Origin of the sequence: Hydrogenoanaerobacterium saccharovorans (assembly GCF_003814745.1) — a bacterium.
Taxonomy (GTDB): domain Bacteria; phylum Bacillota; class Clostridia; order Oscillospirales; family Ruminococcaceae; genus Hydrogenoanaerobacterium; species Hydrogenoanaerobacterium saccharovorans.
Genome location: NZ_RKRD01000004.1, coordinates 65,009 through 85,773, shown reverse-complemented (window position 1 = coordinate 85,773; position 20,765 = coordinate 65,009). Strand labels below are relative to the sequence as shown.

General features: G+C 44.6%; 5 protein-coding genes. 4 read left to right on the top strand and 1 reads right to left on the bottom strand.

Annotated features, from left to right (window positions below; genetic code table 11):
• Nucleotides 1–189: 189 nt before the first annotated feature.
• On the bottom strand, nucleotides 190–534 hold the full coding sequence (locus tag EDD70_RS13825; protein ID WP_092756322.1) for a helix-turn-helix domain-containing protein: 345 nt from the start codon (nucleotides 532–534) through the stop codon (nucleotides 190–192).
• Nucleotides 535–1,100: 566 nt separating this feature from the next.
• On the opposite strand from EDD70_RS13825, the gene EDD70_RS13820 reads away from it, so the two are divergent.
• From EDD70_RS13820 to EDD70_RS13810, 4 genes are all read left to right on the top strand, one after another.
• On the top strand, nucleotides 1,101–6,206 hold the full coding sequence (locus EDD70_RS13820) for a glycosyl hydrolase family 95 catalytic domain-containing protein (protein WP_092756318.1): 5,106 nt from the start codon (nucleotides 1,101–1,103) through the stop codon (nucleotides 6,204–6,206).
• Between the two features lie 308 nt (nucleotides 6,207–6,514).
• On the top strand, nucleotides 6,515–6,679 hold the full coding sequence (locus EDD70_RS15015) for a hypothetical protein (protein WP_162840940.1): 165 nt from the start codon (nucleotides 6,515–6,517) through the stop codon (nucleotides 6,677–6,679).
• 86 nt (nucleotides 6,680–6,765) lie between these two features.
• Nucleotides 6,766–13,851, top strand: coding sequence for a glycoside hydrolase family 2 TIM barrel-domain containing protein (locus tag EDD70_RS15240; RefSeq protein ID WP_123811062.1), 7,086 nt, complete (start codon nucleotides 6,766–6,768; stop codon nucleotides 13,849–13,851).
• Nucleotides 13,852–13,933: 82 nt separating this feature from the next.
• Complete coding sequence (locus tag EDD70_RS13810) at nucleotides 13,934–20,734, top strand: glycoside hydrolase family 2 TIM barrel-domain containing protein (protein WP_092756679.1); 6,801 nt, start codon at nucleotides 13,934–13,936, stop codon at nucleotides 20,732–20,734.
• The last annotated feature ends 31 nt before the right edge of the window (nucleotides 20,735–20,765 follow it).

Genomic DNA, 20,765 nt, shown 5'->3' with positions numbered 1-20,765 from the left:
GAAAGGGTTGTTTTATAGGTGAAAATTCTAAAGGCTGATATCGGTTATCCCGATAAACAGTCTTTTTTATTTTAAATTTTTGCAGCATAGTTTGAGACTGAATTGCTTATATTTCTGAAATGTATAAAACAACAAAAGAAAAAAGTAGATTATAAGGATTCTGTGACGTAAAGTATTCAGTTCTAACTGTTATTCTTCCCGATGATCGCCTTGCATTTCCAACAGCTGGTTTATCTGAGTTTCTACAAACTTTTTGTATTTATCATCAAGCTGTTCGTATTTTTCCATAATCAGCGAAAGCATGTTAGTCGACCCGTTTAAAGCACTTAAATCATTGTTGTTATCGTCTAATAGCCAGTTTTTATCAATGTTAAACATCAGCGAAACGCAGTTGATAAAAACTTGCGTTGGCTGAACGTTACCAAGTTCAATATTTGCCAAATTGCCTCTGGATATTCCGATGTAATTTGCAAAGTCGGCTTGCGTTAAATTGTTTGCTTTTCTTATGAGTTTCAACTTTTCAGAAAACGTCATGATCTTTTCACCTCCTTAAATTAATATAGTAACAAACACCAATGTTTGTGTCAATGCATTACGACATCTAACAAGCAAAATGTATTACATGTTAGTATTGACATAAACATTATACGATGCTATATTGTAATAAAATAAACAAAAAATTCGTATTTTGTGTAATTAAACAAGCAAAGGAGGACAAATTGTGAACAAAAATTGAACAGACGTTCTAATCAAATCTTTGAAAAAGGCATCAAAAATTTCAACCTTATAAATGCAATCTTTCCTATGCTGATTAACAGCGGACAGAAAATTTTCACAGTGTCCCCTAAAAACAGAGAACAAGAATGCACATACCAAACAAAAAAACTTGCAATTTCCTTTTTACAGAAAGATAAAAAAGAAAATTGCAAATGATTGTATTGAGCTGACAGGCAAAATTTTCATCTCCTTTCAAAGATAATTTTGATCTGCCATACATTAAATAATATTCTCTTATAATTATGTAATCATTCAGCTTTTGTTTTCACTGTCAGGCTTTTTAAATCATATGAATTATCAAATATTTATTGGAGGAATTTAAAATGGTTCTGACGAGTAAAATTGGTACTGCCAACATGAAAAGCAAGTTATTAAAAAAGCTGTATTCATTAGTATTGGTTTTTGCACTTATCTTTCCCGTGTTTTCTTTTCCTACTTTGGCATCTGCTGTCTCTTCGTTTGCAAATTTTCAGGCGGAGCGCGCCGCGAGTGACCTCAGATTGTGGTATGACACACCGACTGAAGTCACCCCAAACAAAACATGGCAAACAACCTGTTTACCCATCGGCAATGGTTATATGGGTGCCATGTTAGCGGGGCAGATAAAAGACGAAACCATACAATTTAACGAAAAAACCCTTTGGACCGGCGGCCCAAGCACAAGCCGACCTGACTATAAAGGTGGAAATAAAGACGGAGACCTATCCAAAGCACTTAAAAAAATACAATCTTATTTGCTTAAGGGCGACCAAAGCGCCGCTGCCGCTATGCGCAACCAGTTAACCGGCATCAGTTCGGGCTACGGAGCATACCAAAATTTTGGTTGGATAAATATCACACATAAATTTGATGGGGAAGCATTCGATGCATCTCAGGTGCAAAGCTATGCTCGTGATTTGGAGCTGAACACTGGTACAGCCTCTACCTCATTTGAATACAAAAACGTAGGTTATATCCGCGAGTATTTTATGAGTTATCCTGACCATGTCATGGTTATACGGCAAAGAGCCAGCCAAGAAGGCGCACTCAATATGGATATTGGAGTCTCCTCTGCGCAGAACGGCGCAAACGTCTCTGCAATAGGTGATACCGTAACTGTAAAAGGGCGACTATCGGACAATCAGCTGCGTTATGAAGCACAAATGAAGGTTATTCCCATCGGGGGAATGATGAAAGTAAGCGGGAGCAAGCTGACGGTGACAGGTGCAAACGAGGTTGTGATATTAATGTCCGCTGCAACGGATTACGAAAATAACTATCCGACTTACCGCAGCGGTATCGACCCGCACACACCGGTAGAAAAACATATAACGGAAGCTGCTGCAAAAGAATACGAAGAACTTTATGAAAACCATTTATCGGATTATCAAGGGCTGTTCGGGCGGGTATCGTTGAATCTTGGCAATGAGCATTCGGGCAAGACAACAAAAAAACTATTGGATGAATACAAAGCGGGGAAAACATCGCGTGAACTGGAAGTTCTTCTGTTTCAGTACGGACGGTACATGACAATCGGTTCTTCAAGAGACGGTTCGCTTCCATCCAACCTGCAGGGCGTTTGGAATGACAGCAATAACCCGCAGTGGTCCAGTGATTATCATATTAATGTCAACCTGCAAATGAATTATTGGCCTGTCTACAGCACCAACTTGGCAGAATGCGCCACTCCGCTCATCAATTATGTGGAATCGCTGCGTGTACCGGGGCGCATAACCGCCAAAACCTATATGGGAATAACGAGTACCGATGAAAACCCCGCAAACGGGTTTACCGCAAATACGCAAAATACCCCGTTCGGCTGGACTTGCCCAGGCTGGGATTTTGACTGGGGATGGTCTCCCGCGGCTGTTCCCTGGATCCTTCAAAACGTATGGGAGCATTACGAATATGTACAAGACCAAGCCTATCTGCGTTCAACAATATACCCTATTATGAGAGAACAAGCAAGGTTTTATCAACAGTATCTCATTTTAAACCCCCAAGACGGTAAATATTATTCTGCTCCTGCATATTCACCAGAACACGGCCCGCTTACGCTGGGTAATGTGTACGAGCATGTTCTTGTAAAACAATTACTCGAAGATACCATCACTGCTTCGGAAATACTTGATGTTGATGAAAAATTGCGGGCGCAGTGGCGCAATATTGCGGATAACCTACGCACAGAAGAAATCGGCACAGACGGGCAGCTCAAAGAATGGTTTGACGAAACAGCTGTTGGCAGCATGGGCGGTGAAAGAACCCACAGGCATATTTCTCATCTTTTGGGGCTGTACCCGGGCGATAGTGTGAGCGTGGAAACCCCCGAACTGTTGAAAGCAGCAGAAGTATCTCTTAACTTACGCAAAGATGTATCCACAGGCTGGGCAATGGCACAGAGAATTTCGGCATGGGCACGTATGCAAGACGGTAACAGGACACACAAGTTAATCCGTAATCTTTTTAACAACAGTATCTACGAAAACCTATTTGATACACATCCCCCTTTCCAAATCGACGGAAACTTTGGCTATACGGCAGGCGTAGCAGAGATGCTTGTACAATCCAACTTGGGGTATATTCAGCCGTTGCCCGCCATCCCGGATGTTTGGGCAAATGGAAGTGTAAAAGGGCTTGTAGTGCGCGGCAACTTCGAAGTTGCTATCAACTGGTCCGATAAAATAATAGATAACATGAGTTTATTATCCAAAAAAGGTGGAAAGTGCACTCTAAAATACAATCAGTTTAGCAAAGGTGTGGCAGTGACATGCGACGGTGAGCCTGTAAAAGTAACCGCTATAGACGAAACCAAAATATCATTTGATACACAGGCGGGCAAAACATACAGCATATCAATGACAGCCCCAAAACCCGATGATGCACCTAAAAACTTACAGGCGAGCCGCATTGGGCAAAACACAGCTAAAATTTCTTGGAGCCCTGTAGCCGGTGCAACATATGAGGTATACCGTAAGGATGAGGATATGGAGGATTATATCCTGCTGACACAGGCCCCAATTGCAGATTCGGTATATGAGGATACAGACGTACACGATGATATTATGTCAGTTTACAGGGTACGGGCTTTAAAAAGCGGGGCTGCTTCGGCTTTTACTGAGGATGTAGAGTTGAAAAAACCTGAAACAGGTCTTGTAGATGACCGCGACGAAAGACTTCAGTATACCGGTAATTGGGGAGACTGGAGCGATAATGCGCACCACTTTGGGACAGTTAAATTTATCGAAAAAAGCAACCGCGGAGATTCCGTATCCCTTACCTTTATCGGAACAGGTGTTGCTGTATTTACCCCAACCAACAATAACTATAGCAGAATGGAAGTATGGATTGACGGGGTACAGCTGGGCACCTTTTCAATGCAGGGTGCAGATGAAAAGAGAGTAAAGCAATTTGAAAAACTGGATTTACCGCTGGGAATGCACGAAATCAAATTAATATCCACGGGTGACGGCGACAACGGCTCCAACGCTAAAAAAGTTGAATTTGATGCATTTGAGGTGTTTAACAGCGGCGATATCAAAGTGGATTCTGTTAGCGTTTCGTCAGTGACAGGCGCTACACTTTTAACCAATCCCGATGCAACCATGCAGATGAAGGCAGTGATTGCACCGGAAGATGCAGAAAACAAAAGTGTAAACTGGTCGCTTGAGGGTGACAGAGAGGTAGCCTCTATCAGTGAAAGCGGGTTGCTCAAAGCGGGCACCAAAAACGGAACCGTAACTGTAACAGCAACGTCACGTGACGGTAGCGGCAACCACGGCAGTATTGACATTACCGTTATGCTGGATATCGACACTCAAACAACGGAAACAATTGTAGATAATAAAGACCTTGAACAGGGTGTCCATTTTATCAATTCGCCCAATGGACAGCAGTGGCAGGAATGGTCTGACGGCAAGCATTATAACGGCAGCATTCACTTCATAGAAGGCGAAAACGCGGTCGATGCAAAAATCGTCTATACTTTTATGGGCACCGGCATTGATATTGTTACACCGTTGAATGATACCTTCGGCTCCACGATTATTAATATTGACGGCACCGATGTTGCAACGGTTGAGTTAACAAAGCCCAATATTCCCAAAGAAGGCTATGCACAGCAAACGATTTACAGCAAACGCGAGCTGGAACGAGGCGAGCATACCATAACGCTGACGCTGATTGAGCGCAACGGCAAAATTAAAATGGAAATGGATTGCTTTAAGATTTACGACACTGTACCGGGAATAGATAAAACTGCATTGGGCACTACACTGCAAAAGGCAGAAAACGAACTGCTAAAGAGCGGATATTATTCGCCGGAGAGCTTCGAGAGCTTCAGACAAGCTGTTTCAGATGCAGTAACAATAATGAACGACCTTAATGTAACCGAGCAGGATGTATTATCAAAAACCGAAGCTTTACAAGCTGCCATGGATGAGCTGGTTGAGGTACCTGACACATTGCCTCCCACAAAACCCGTCATCAGTATTTCGGGTTTAAGCAAAACTACGGTACGGCTGCATTGGAAGCAGTGCAGCGACGCACGAGGCATAGCAGGCTACGAAGTTTATAAAGACGGCAAAAAAATAAGTGGAGATACACCGATTGCCGACAGTGAAAAACTCAGTCATTATGTCCGCGGTTTACTACCGGGAAGAAGTTACCGTTTTAAAGTGCGTGCTTTAGATGTAACCAACCTGTATACCGACTCGGAGGAGATCGAGATTACCACCGTTGCTATTGCACAGCCCAACACAGTATTTATAAATAATATCACAAGTGATGCAGCGCGAGTCAATTGGGAAAAATCGGCAGGGCATGTTACCGAATACGCAATTTATCTCAACGGTTTACAAGTTGGAGTTGTAAATTCCGAGACAATGAGTTACGACCTGACAGGGCTTACACCGCAAACAACGTATAAAGCAGGTGTAACCGCATTAGAGGGTACCTTGGAGTCGCTTGCCAAAGAAACGGAATTTACCACAATCAAGAAGATAGTACCTGACCCAGAACCCGACCCGAAACCTGATAACGGTTCCGGCGGTTCAAGCAACAGGTCAAAACGCTCAAACCGTACGCCCTATACAAGCAGCGTTGCAGAAATTGAACCGGAAACCAAAGAAAATGACACAACTGCAAACACAACCTCAAAAGCAGTTGCACAAAAAGCAAACCATAATGTACAAGCAGATAAAGAGGTTGATATACTTCCTGATGAAAAACCGGTATACAATCCCAAAACAGAGTTGACTGAGGATAAGCAGCCAATTCAAGAAAGCGAAGAAAATGTACAACAGGCGGAAAAACCTCTGCAAAGCAATGCAGAAAAAGAAAACAGCGGTTGGTCCGTTTTAACTAAGGTTATCTTGGTTCTCTGTCTCGGCGGTGGGTTGGCTGCTGGTGCATTTCTTTTATACCGCTTGATAAAAGCAAAACGCCCCTATTAAAACAAACTACAGCCTATATAAAATATCGTCATTTAAATCGAGCCGAACAGCCCAAGTTGGCTGTTCGGCTCAATAATTTATAAAGTTTTAAGCTAATTTTTATTAACTCTACCAATTCTACCAACATGCATAAATAATATATTAAACATTGTTGGGGCGTAAATGTTTGTATTAGCACATTACGACATTTAACAAACATAATACAATGTATATAAGTATTGACATAAACATTATACGATGCTATATTGTAATAAAATAAACAAAAATGGCAAAGTTTGTGTAATTAAACAAGCAAAGGAGGACAAATTGTGAACAAAAATAAAACAGCCACAATTAAATCTGCACCCGAAATCGGCTCTTTGGCAAGCCGATTAAATCTAAAAAATCAATCTTATGTACTCAACACTATTAACGCTCTTTTATTCAGTCAGCAATTAAAACAAGAAGAGTATTACCACAAAGAGCAGCTATAGTGTAAGTACATTTTATATAAAAGGGGGTATAAACTGTTTGGGCAACAATTTTTGACATCGATTAAGACAAGAAAGAGGAGTAGAGCATGACAAAAGCATATCAACGATTGACGAATGGCTTTCTTGCGGTGCTGCTGGCAGCGCAGACAGCATTACCTGTTTTTGCAGCTGACATGAATGATGACGAAACACAGCATGTGTTTTCTGATTCAGGCAGGCAGTATATCGCACAAAGTTTGGGAGAAAACATTCAACCGTTTGCAAACCCTGTATATGCGGGGGAAGAATGGTACGACCAAATTGCGGTTGTTCAGCAGAACAGAGAACCCGCGCATGCAAGTTTTATCCCTTATCAAAATAGGGACATTGCACTGGAGAATGAGACATCGGCTTTGACCAAAGACCCTACAAAATCAAGCTATTACCAAACACTCAATAGTGATAGCGCTTGGAAGTTTAAAATATCCAAGGCGATGAGCGATCGGCTTCAGCCGTCGACGGGCGATGCAGCCACCCGCCACAACACAGAAAATTGGGATACCGCCGGTTGGGATACCATCCCCGTACCCAGTTCGTGGCAGACCATCAAAGATGAAAAAGGCATTCCAAAATACGATATGCCCATCTATGTCAATCAAAAATACCCATGGAGAAACTACGAAAGCGTTAGTTTGGGCGAAAAGGTTACGGCGCCCACCGTTTATAATCCGGTAGGGCATTACAAAAGAACCTTTACTTTGCCTGACACTTGGAAGAACCGCAACATTTTTGTGTCCTTTCAAGGCGTGGAATCTGCCTTTTACCTTTACATCGACGGCAAAAAGGTAGGCTATGCTGAAGACAGCTATACGGCGGATGATTTTAATATCACTCCGTATCTGGATAAAGAAAAAACAGAACACACCATCGCGGTTGAGGTATACCGCTGGTCTACAGGCAGTTTTCTTGAAAATCAGGATTTTATCCGTCTCAGCGGTATTTTCAGAGATGTGTTCCTGTATTCCAAAGCAGATGTGGAAATCAGAGACTTTTTTACATCAACAGATTTGGACGATAACTACAGAGATGCTACACTGAACCTATCTGTAGATGTTCGCTCGCTTAACAAAGAGGTATCGGCAGACGGTTACACAGTGGATGCCTCGCTTTACACCATAGAGGGCGAACCGGTAGGCAGCAAATTTACGCTGGCAAACGGAGCAGCTATTGCAGAAGATGCTTACCAACAGGGCGACCGCGGTGTGCGTATGAGCGGTTCAAAAGAAGTAACCGCACCCAACTTGTGGTTTGCCGACAGCCCCAACCTGTATAAACTGCTGCTTGAGCTGAAAGATGCAAACGGCAATGTAGTTGAAACTGCTTGCCAGAGAATCGGCTTCCGTGAAATCGGCAAAAAAGCCATCAACGATGCAGGACAGGAGCAAATCACAATCAACGGCAAAAAGATTATGTTCCGCGGCACCAACCGCCATGAAACCGACCATGAAAGAGGCAGAGCAATTACACATGATGATATCCTCACGGATATCAAGACGATGAAAAAGTTCAATGTAAACGCGCTGCGAACTTCACACTATCCTGTACATCCTTATACATACGAACTGGCGGATGAACTTGGTATTTACATCTGTGACGAAGCAAATATCGAGTCGCACGAGGGTGCAACCGGCTCCAATATTCCTTCGGGATATCCTGTGTGGAAAAACTCGGTATTAGACCGTACTATTAATATGGTAGAGCGCGATAAAAACCACCCCAGTGTTATAATCTGGTCGCTGGGCAATGAGGCTACTTACCGCACCTATACCATGAATGACAATTACTGTTTCTTTGTATCCACACAGTGGATTCTCGGCAGAGACCCTTCCCGTATCCGCAAATACGAAAGGGACAACCGTTATACGCAGGGTACCGTAGACGAGTCTGCAACCATCATTGGCGACCGTGCCCATTCTATGGTGGACGTGTACAGCTCGCAGTACTGGGGAGTTGACGGTGTAGAAGGTCACGTAAAAAATACATCCAACAAAGCCCCGTACATTCAATCGGAGTATGCGCACTCTATGGGCAACGCATTGGGTAACTTTAAAGAGTATTGGGACGTATTCCGCAGCTATCCCAATGCACAGGGCGGTTTCATCTGGGACTGGATGGATCAGTCTGTGCAGATGCCAATCGTAAATACGGTACAATACACCGTAACCGATAAAAAAACCAATACCACCGGCACCGTAAACGGCAAATTGGTGGAGGGCAGAAACGGCACACTTGCCCTGCAGGGGCAGTACATCTTGCCCGCAAAAGAAGAACACAAGGCAAAATCAAATGCCATTACGCTGGAAGCTTGGGTAAAGCCATCCGGTAAAACAGCGGACAGCACCATTTTATCCAAAGGCGATAGCGGATACACGTTGAAATACAACGGTGTTTCGGACAAGATGGAGTTCTTTGTAGATGGCTACACTCAAACACTGATGACAGACGTGCCTGCCGACTTTACCAACGGAGACTGGCACCATGTGGTGGCAACCTGCGGCGACGGCAAGTATAAGCTGTATTTTGACGGCGTACTGCTTGGCGAAAGCAACCGCAACCAGGGCATCTACGATGCAGAGGTGGATGAGCCCATCGGTATCGGCTATACACCGGGAATGGGCAGAAACTTTGACGGTTTGATTGACAGCGTCAGAGTATACAACCGCGTTCTCACCGCCGAAGAGGCAAAATCGCACAGCATCCCCTCGGATGATGCGAGCATTGTTTATGCAATGGATTTTGCTCATGATGAAGCGGTAGGTGAAAGCACCAACTACCCCGAGGGCAATTATTTTGCCTACGGCGGTGACTGGGGCGAAAAGGTGACCGACAACGACTTCTGTGCAAACGGTTTGATGTTTGCAGACAGAACACCTCAGCCCGAGCTTTACGAAGTAAAAAAAGTGCATCAAGAGATATCGTTCTACGATGACGGTGAGGCAAAAGACGGTAAAATACGCATTGTAAACGAGTTTTTGGCAACCAATCTCAGCAAGTACGATATCACCTGGAAGCTGCTGGAGGATGACAAAGTTTTGCAGCAGGGCAGATTAGACTCGCTGAATGTAGAGCCTTTGAACGAAAAAACAATCGAGCTCGGTCTGGATGCAATTACAGCTAAGGCAGGCTCCGATTATATTCTTGAATTCAGCGCAAGCCTAAAAAAAGATGAAAAGTGGGCAGATGGAGGGTACGAAGTTGCATTTGAGCAAATTCCTCTCCATTTTGAACCGCAAACCCCGCAGCCTGTGCTGGATGTTTCTGCATTGGCGGAGTTTACCGCGGTGAATGATACGGATACTTCCATCACCATCAACGGTAAAACAATCGCAAACAAAGATTTCACCGTTGTGTTTAATAAAAACACCGGTTATATCGACAGTTATACGGTGGACGGTACCGAAGTGCTCAAACAGGGGCCTGTTCCGAATTACTGGAGAGCAAAAATCAGCAACGACCCCGGCTTCCCCGAAAACCTCAAAAATGCCGATAGAGACTTTACGGTAAAAGAAAACGGCATTTTGGTTGAAAAATCAAACAAGATGATTTCCATTTTAGTTTCGGGTATTCTGCCAAGCGCACAGCAATCCGAAAATACAATTGAATATTTAATTTACAGCAGCGGTGACATTGTTGTAAAAAACAACTTTGTTGCGAAATCCATCTCAAACTTAGCAAGAGTGGGTATGAAAATGACCGTTGCCAAGGGCTTTGAAAACGTAGAATACTACGGCAGAGGCCCGCAAGAGAACTACATCGACAGAAATACAGGCGCAAAACTGGGTGATTATAAAAATACCGTTGCAGACATGTTTGAGTCGAAGTACATTAAACCGCAAGAGAACGGCAACAGAACCGACGTAAGATGGACATCCCTGACAAACAACAAGGGCGAAGGCATTCTTGTAATTGCAGACGATGTGATGGAAACCAGTGCTTTGCACTACAAAGCCGAGGATTTGGCAGCTTACAAACATCCGTACGAAGTCCCCGTACTCGATGATACCATTTTAACCGTGGACTACGCACAAAGAGGCTTGGGTAATGCAAGCTGTGGCCCGGGTCCGCTAAGTAAATACATCCTCAACGGCAACAAGAGCTACAGCCACTCATTCCGCATTTCTCCGCTTACCAATACAACGGATAAAATGCAGGAAAGCAAGAAAAACATTGATTCCGTAATGCCTATCAGCGCAATTTTGGTTGATGGCGTTCAAGTTGATAATTTTGTCCCCAATATCACAGAATACAGCCACAATCGGTTGAAAGGCATTTCAACGGAATTGCCTGTAGTCGAGGTTGTCAAAACATTGCCGGATACTCAAGTGTCCATCACACAGGCACAAGCAGTACCCGGAGATGCTACCATCACCGCAACCTCAACTGCAGGTATCACAAGAACCTATACCATCCATATTGGAGAAGCAGATGCAATTTACGCAAGTGATATGGCATGGCAGAAGGATGTGTGCGGTTGGGAAAGCAACCAACGTGACAAGAGTAATGGCGAACAAGCGATAACTATTTATGAAAATGGTGTTCGTAAAACCTACCCTAAAGGTATTGGCTCTCACGCTACATCCGATATCGAAATCAATATTGAGGGCAGAAAGTACAGAACTTTTGAAGCCATAGTCGGTATCGATGCAGAAATGGGATATTCGACGGCAGCCAAAGTAAACTTTATGGTGTATGTTGACGGCGTGAAGAAGTTCGAAAGCGGTCCTCTCAAGGCAGGGAAGAACGGGGATACAACCTCCGAAAGAAATGCGAAACTCTGCAAGATCGACGTAACCAATGCAAAAGTAATCCGTTTGTTCGCTGACGAATTGGAGAGCAACGGTTCAGACCATGCCGATTGGGCAGACGCTAAATTTACCGCAGAGGTAACGCAAACCACTTATCCTGTCACCACTGAAGTAGCCGGCGGTACCGCTACGGTTACTGTTGATAAATCGATTGCCTTGCCAAGCGATATTGTAACCGTGGATATCAGCAGCATCGAGGCAGGAAAACAGCTCAAAGCGATTACGGTAAAAGAGGCAGATGAAACCGCCTCCGATGTACCTGTAACGCAGGTTACCGAAGATGTTCCCGAAGGAACATGGAGATACCGCTTCACAATGCCATCCAAAGCGGTAAAAGTAAAAGTAGAACTGGAAGAGCGCGCAACCACATCGGCAACCCCAAGCATCGACAAGCAACCGACAGCGCAAACCGTAACAGAAGGCAATTCTGCTGTATTCAGCGTTACTGCAAGTGCTGAGGATAACGGAACCCTCACCTATCAGTGGCAGATGCATGCAAAAGAGCAGGATGCAGACTGGGTAGACATCAGCGGAGCAACCGATGCAACCTATCAAATAGCAAAAACAACGTTGGAAGACAGCGGCAAGCAGTTCCGCTGCATTGTCACCAACATCAAGGACAGCCTCACCTCCGCAACGGCTACCAGTAATACAGCAGAGCTCACGGTAAAACGAGCAAGCGAAACAGACAAAAAGATAAAGAATGCTGTTAACCCCGAAGATAAAACGGCAAAATTCGGCACAGAGGTCAGCAAGCTCGGTTTGCCCGATGCCGTCACCGTTACACTGGAAGACGACACCACAACCGAAGTGCCCGTTATGTGGAACACCGAAAGCTACGACGGCAGCAAAGCAGGGGAGTATACCTTTGCAGGTACACTCGTACCGCAGGCGGGAATTATCAACAACGATAACATTACCGCAAAAATCAAGGTGACTGTAGAAGAACAGACAGAACAGCCAAGCAAAGAGGCGTTACTCGCACTCATTGCAACGGCAAAAGAAATGGCGAAAGACAGCAAATACACTCAGGCGAGCAGGGACGCTCTCACCAAAGCAATTGCAACAGCGCAAGCGGTTGCAGACAACGACAAAGCGACCGAAGAGCAGATTGCACACGCAGAGAAAGCACTGCAAGATGCCATTAACGCCTTAGAAGAAGTACAGCCAGAAAAACCAAGCAAAGAGGCGTTACTTGCACTCATTGCATCTGCAAAAGAAATGGCGAAAGACAGCAAGTACACTCAATCGAGCAGAGATGCCTTAACCAAAGCGATTGCAACAGCACAAGCGGTTGCAGACAACGACAACGCGACCCAGCAAGAGATTGCAAGCGCACAGAAAGCACTGCAAGCTGCTGTCAAAGCATTGGTGAAACAGGGCGGTTCCGACAAGCCGAGCGGAGGTTCATCCGAACCCGAGCACAGAAAGCATGTCGAACCGAACATGGTACCATCCTCTGACCTCGGCGAAAAGCTTGCTTCATCCAGTAAGGGCACCGACATCAGCGTGCGCAGCGACTACAAAGTTGCAACCGGATTCTTAAATGAGCTGATGAAGAACAAAGACAAATCGGTCACCCTCAACGGTGACTGGTACAGCTGGACGTTTGACGGCAAGAAAGTAGAAAACAACATACCGGGTGTCATCTGGTTTGATACCAGAATCAGCACCGATTCGCCAAATGCAGATGCAATCGGTAAATTGACAGGCGAAGCAGACACAACCAACCTCTACTTCATCTACGAGGGAAACCTCCCAGGCGAAACGGTTATCCGTGTACAGCTGGAGAAATACGCAGGCAAACCCGTGTATGTTTACTACCACAACCCTGAAAAGGGCAGATTGGAACTCATCCAAGCAGAGGTAAAAGCGGATGAAGACGGTTGGATTGAATTCAGCATTACCCATTGCTCGGATTACGTGGTAAGCGCAAGCGCAATCAAAGGTGCAGTCAAGGTAAGCAAACCCGCGCCTGCACAGAAAGCCGCACCTGTAGATGAACCGCAGAAAGAGCAAACCACGGCGGTAAACCCAGAAACGGGCGGAAAAGATAACACCTTAGCAGCAGTAGCAGTTGAAACCGCAGAAAAAACAGAACAGCCTGCTGTAACGGAACAAGCCAAGGTCGCAGTTGCCGAAAAAGCGGAAACAGCACCGAAAGCTGAAAAAACAATCGCCCAATCGGACGATACCGCTGCAAAAGAGAATGCACCCGTGCAAGAATCCAATTCCCCCAACCCTGTACTTTTGGGATTCATTCTTTTGGCAACATTGGCAGTTGTAACCGGAATGATTTTGTTTAAATGCAGATCCAACTCTAAATAACCCCGTATCCTTTAGCAACAGCAGGCAGTACCACGTGGTGCTGCCTGCTGAACTAAGATAATTACGAACAGGAGAAAAGAGTATGAAAAAAGTAATCCAAAAATCTATTCACCTTTTTCTCGCTGTGCTGCTGGCAGCACAAACTTCGTTACCTACCTTTGCGGCAGAATTCAATTACACGGAATGGAACGGGAACCCTGAAATATTTCAAATCAATCGAGAAACTGCAAGGGCTAGTTTTATCCCATATCAGGATGAACAAAAGGCGTTGGAACAAGACAAGGCCCAATCCGTTTTCTACAAATCATTGAATACCAACGATGGGGCACAATGGAAGTTCCATTTTACAAAGGATACCACCAAAAGGATATCGTTAACCGACCCTACTTTTGCAAATGAAGATTTTAATGACAGCACTTGGGATGAAATCACTGTGCCGAGTACATGGAATGCCATAACAGACAGTGACGGCAATTTTAAATACGACCCGCCGTTTTACACCAATGTAACCTACCCTTGGAACGGCAATGAAAATATAAACAACGGGAATGCCCCCGTCCACTTTAACTCGGTAGGTACTTACAGAACAAAATTTGTTCTTCCCCAAAACTGGAAAGACAGAGAGACGTTTATCAGTTTTGAAGGTGTGGATTCGGCACTGTACCTGTACATCAACGGTCAAAAAGTAGGGTACAGCGAAGACACCTTTACAAGAGATGAATTTAACATTACCCCATATCTGCACGAAGGGGAAAACACCCTCACCGCCGAAGTGTTCCGTTGGTCTGACGGGAGCTGGCTGGAAGACCAGGACTTTCTCAGATGCGCAGGTATTTTCCGTGATGTTTACCTTACGTCAAAAAACAAGGTTGAAATCAGAGATTTTGAAATTGTAACCGATCTGGATGAAACCTATACCGATGCCGAACTGGGTGTATATGTTGACATTCGTGATTTGGGCGCACCCGAAGAATTAAAGAACGGGCTAACCGTAAAAGCAGAGTTTTATGATGAAAACGGGAATAAAGTATTCGATTCTCCCATTGTAAAGGATATTAGCTTGTCAGGCAAAGATGTAACCGTAGAGCTGAAAAAACACATCGACAATCCGAAAAAATGGTCTGCAGAACATCCAAACCTCTATAAACTGCTGCTGACATTATCAGGCAAAAATGGTGTCATCGAATCTACCTCCATTAAGGTCGGCTTTCGCGAAGTAGAAATCATCAACAAAGATACGAACAATGCGCAACTGCTTGTAAACGGCAAAAAAGTGTTTCTCAAGGGCACCAACCGCCATGAAATCGACCCGCGACTGGGCAGAGTTATGACGGATGCAATGATGATAAAAGATATCAAGCTTTTTAAAGAATACAACATCAACGCGGTTAGAACCTCACACTATCCGAACGACCCCAGATGGTACGAGCTTTGTGATGAGTACGGGATTTATGTTTTGGATGAAACCAATATTGAATCGCACGGCGCAAGCGGCTCGATACCTAGGAGCGACCCTCGATGGCTGCCAGCATGTATCGACCGTACAAAGAACATGTTCGAGCGCGACAAAAACCATGCATCGGTTATCATATGGTCTTTGGGTAACGAGGCAGGCTCCGGCAATACATTTACACAAACCGCTAAGTTTATTAAAGAAAACGATAAATCCAGCCGCCCCACCCATTACGAGGGCGATAACGCCAAAGCCGATATCGAGTCTAATATGTATGCGCGTTTAGGTACGGTAGAAAGCAGAGGCAAAAACGGTACAAAACCATATGTTTTATGTGAATATGCCCATGCAATGGGTACTTCGGTAGGTAACTTAAAGGAATACTGGGATATCATCGAAAAATACCCCAACCTCATCGGCGGTTTCATCTGGGATTGGGTGGACCAATCGATTATTACAAAAACTCCTCAAACAGTATTTACTGTAGATGAAAGTGCAAACAACTTAAAAGCACAGGTTATGGGCAAATTGGGGGCAGGAAGTTCTTCAGAAACCGATGATAAATCGTTAAACGGTTTTACCATTTTGCCGGATGAAGATAGTCTGAACATTGACGGAAACTTAACTATTGAAGCTATGGTCAAACCCGAAAACAAAGGGAAAGACCATAACGTTATCGTATCCAAAGGCGATACTCAATTTTCGTTAAAACATACAATAAGCAAAGATATGGAAGGCGGAGAGGCACTTGAATTCTTCATTTACAATGACAAAGGCGGCAGCCAAACCGCAAGCAGATGGGTTTCGATTCAAGCACCTTTGCCGGCTAACTGGTACGATAACTGGCATAAAGTAGCTGCAACTTTTGACGGACAAAACCTCAATTTGTATGTTGACGGTAAAAAAGTTACCAGAACATCGCCTGTCACAAGCATTTCGACAAACAGCTATCCTGTTGCCATCGGCAGAGATACCGAAAACGGCTCTTCTCGAGACTTTGCAGGATTAATAGACAATGTACATATTTACAATCGCGCATTAACCGATACAGAGCTTAGCCAAAATGGCAGACAACCGGATGAAAACACCGTACTGTGGATGAATTTTGATAATAACGAAATCAAAAAATACGACCAAGAAGAGTATTTTGCATACGGCGGTGACTGGGGCGATACCCCCAACGACGGCAACTTCTGCCAAAACGGATTGGTATTCCCTGACAGAACCGTACAGCCCGAGCTCTATGAAGTGAAAAAGATCTATCAGAACATTGATATGCAGCTGTCGGAGCAAAGCAAAAACACCGTTGCCATCAGAAACGAATTTTTATTTACCAACTTGAATAAATATGACCTTTTGTGGGAGTTCAAAGAGGACAATAAAGTTTTACAGCACGGTACCTTGACAGTGGACATTGAGCCAAAAGAAACGGAAGAAGTTGACATTCCGTTTACCAAACCCGAACTGAAAGATAACTGCGAATACTTTTTAAACCTCAAATTCGTCCTAAAAGAAGATGACATGCTCTTAAAACAAGGGCACGAAATTGCAACCGAGCAGTTCAAACTGAATTACGATGTAAAAACAACTTATTCCGGCATGACTGACTTGAAGCAAATTAATTATACAGACGATGACAAGGAACTTCAGGTTACCGGAACTGACTTCAACCTGAAGCTTAACAAACAAAGCGGCGAAATTTCGTCTTTCAATTACAAAGGCACCGAGTTGTTTAAAAAAGGCCCCGCGCCCAACTATTTCAGAGCCCCCATCGACAACGATAAGGGTGCATCAAGCTTAAGAAACCAAATAAATGCATGGAAAACCGCAGGCACAAGCAGAACCGTTGACTCTGTAAATGTTGATAAAATCGGTAACATCGGTTTAAAAGTTACCATAAACGGTACTTTGCCAACTGCAAGCAATTCTTTGTACGAAATGGTTTATAATATTTACTCAAACGGCATGGTTGAAGTAAAGAATAAGCTTGAGCCTAAAATCAATTCTTCCAACATTATCCCGTTAATCGGCAATATCATGACCATGCCCAAAGGCTTTGAAAACGTCACTTGGTATGGCAGAGGCCCATGGGAAAACTATCAGGACAGAAAAACCGGCTACGATGTTGGTGTTTACCAAAGCACGGTGGATGAACAGTTTGTACCATACGAAGAACCCTCTGAAAACGGCAACAAAACCGATGTGCGCTGGGTTGCCCTGACAAACAAAGACGGTACGGGAATCCTGGCAAACTCCGATTCTTTGCTGGAATTCAGCGCACTGCATTACACACAAGAGGATTTGTCCAGTAAGATTCATACGTATATGCTCGAAAAGCAGGACGACATCACCCTGAAACTGAACTACCGTCAGATGGGTGTCGGCGGTGATGACAGCTGGGGTGCATGGCCGCACGAATCGTATCTGCTTAAGGCAAACAAAATATACGAGTACTCATACCAAATTAAACCGATAGCCGATTTCAGTATTGAATCTGCTATGCAGAAAAGCCGTCAGAGATTTACAACCGATTCTATTTCGGATATCAAGGTAAACGGTAAATCGTTACTGGGCTTTTCACAATCAACCTATGAATACAGCTATCCTGTTTTAAAATCTTTAGCAAATGTTCCTGTTGTAACAGCAGATAAGATAAGCGAAGACATTCAGCTTGAGATTACGCAGGCAGATAGCCTTTCCGGTTCTGCAATTGTAAAAATAACCGACCAATTTAACGAAACCAAAACCTACACCATTAAATTTAATCCTGTCGATTCCATCTATGCAAGCGACTTGCCGTGGATAAAGGATGTTTGCGGATGGAACGGCAATGCAAGAGATGACGAAGTCGACCCCGATATCAACGGCCTCAGCCTGTGGGTGGATGGCAACAGCAAAACATTTGCAAAAGGTATCGGCTCACATGCAAATTCGGAAATTGTACTGGATATTGAGGGCAGAGGCTTTAACATCTTCGAAGCAATCGTTGGTTTGGATGCCAGCCGAAACAGAGAAGGCTCCATTAAATTTAAAGTACTCGTCGACGGTAAAGAAAAGTTTGTATCCGACCAATTTACACCTCAAACCAAAAACTCGGCATCTGTAAAAATAGATGTTTCAGGTGCAAAACTGGTAACACTCATCGTCGATGATTGCGGAGACGGCAATGCCAGCGACCACGGCAACTGGTGTGATGCCAAATTTACGGCAGAAAAAGCACCCGGTAAATATAGCATTGTCATCGACAGCAATGTAACGGGCGGCAAAATCACCACAGACAAAGCAACCGCCAATCAGGGCGACACCGTTCAGGTAACGGTTACCCCGGATGAGGGCAAAAAATTGGTTGAGAACTCACTCAAATACATTGTGGGTGAGCAGCAAACCGTAATTACAAACAATCAGTTTGTGATGCCCGACGGCAATGTTACATTAAAGGCACAATTCGCAGACAGTGCAACCGCATCGGTAACCCCCAATATTGAAAATCAACCTGCTGCGCAAACCGTAACCGAAGGCAATTCCGCCCTATTCAGTGTTGCTGCAAGTGCTGCGGATAACGGAACCCTCACCTATCAGTGGCAGATGCTCACAAAAGAGCAGGATGCAGACTGGGCAGACATCAGCGGAGCAACCGATGCAACCTATCAAATAGCTAAAGTAGCGTTGGCAGACAGCGGCAAGCAATTCCGTTGCATCGTCACCAACACAAAAGACAGCCTCACCCCCGCAACAGCTACCAGTAATACGGCAGAGCTCACGGTAAAACAAGCAAGCGAAACAGACAAAAAGATAAAGAATGCTGTTAACCCCGAAGATAAAACCGTAAAATTCGGTACAGAGGTTAGCAAGCTCGATTTGCCCGATACCGTCACCGTTACACTGGAAGACGATACCACCGCCGAAGTACCCGTTATGTGGAACACCGAAAGCTACGACGGCAGCAAAGCAGGGGAGTACACCTTTGTAGGTACACTCGTATCGCAGGCGGGTATCATCAACAGCGATAACATCACCGCAAACATCAAAGTGATTGTAGAAAAACAACCCGAGCAGCCAAGCAAAGAGGCATTGCTCAAACTGCTTCAATCTGCAAAAGAAATGGCGAAAGACAGCAAGTACACTCAAGCAAGCAGAGATGCTCTGAACAAAGCCATTGAAACAGCACAAACGGTTGCAGACAACGACAAAGCGACCGAGCAAGAAATTGCAGACGCAGAGAAAGCACTGCAAGATGCCATCGATGCTTTGGTGAACGAGCAAGAGCCTGAAAAACCAAGAAAAGAGGCATTGCTCAAACTGATTCAATCCTCAAAAGAAATGGCGAAAGACAGCAAATACACTCAAGCGAGCAGAGATGCCTTAACCAAATCCATTGCAACAGCACAAGCGGTTGCAGACAACGACAACGCGATCGAACAAGAGATTGCAAACGCACAGAAAGCACTGCAAGCCGCTATTAAAGCATTGGTGAAACAGGGCAGTTCCGACAAGCCGAGCGGTGGTTCATCCGAACCCGAGCACAGAAAACATGTCGAACCGAACATGGTTTCTTCTTCTGACTTGAGCGAAAAACTTGCATCATCGAGTAAGGGTACAGACATCAGCGTGCGCAGCGACTACAAGGTTGCAACGGGATTCCTGAACGAGCTGATGAAGAGCAAAGACAAATCGGTCACCCTCAACGGCGACTGGTACAGCTGGACGTTTGACGGCAAGAACGTAGAGAACAACATGCCGGGTGTCATCTGGTTTGATACCAGAATCAGCACCGAGTCACCGAACGCAGATGCAATCGGTAAATTGGCAGGCGAGGCAGACACAACCAATCTCTACTTCAGCTACGAGGGCAACCTCCCAGGCGAAACCGTTATTCGCGTACAGCTGGAAAAATACGCAGGCAAACCCGTGTATGTTTACTACCACAACCCCGAAAAGGGCAGACTGGAACTCATCCAAGCAGACGTAAAAGCGGATGAAGACGGTTGGATTGAATTCAGCATCACCCATTGCTCGGATTACGTGGTAAGCGCAAGCGCAGTCAAAGGTGCAGTAGAGGTAACCAAACCCGCACCTGCACCAAAAGCTGAACCCGCAGATGAACCGCAAAAAGAGCAAGCCACAGCGGTAAACCCCGAAACGGGCGGAAAAGATAACACCTTAGCAACAGTTGAAACGGCAGAAAATGCAGAACAACCTGCTGTAGAGGAACAAACCAAGGTCGCAGTTGCCGAAAAAGTTGAAGCAGCAGCGCCGAAAGCAGAAAAAACAATCGCCCAAGCGGAAAATTCTGAGGAGACAAACAATAGTACTCCTGTAGCTAAAAAAGAGTTTTCGTACCCAATCTTTATTGGCGGATGCGTTCTTTTAATAGCAGCAGTATCGCTAACCTGTTTCGAATTTATCAAACAAAAATCGATCCACAAATAGATCCTTATTTCAAAGTGGGCAGCGCTATTCG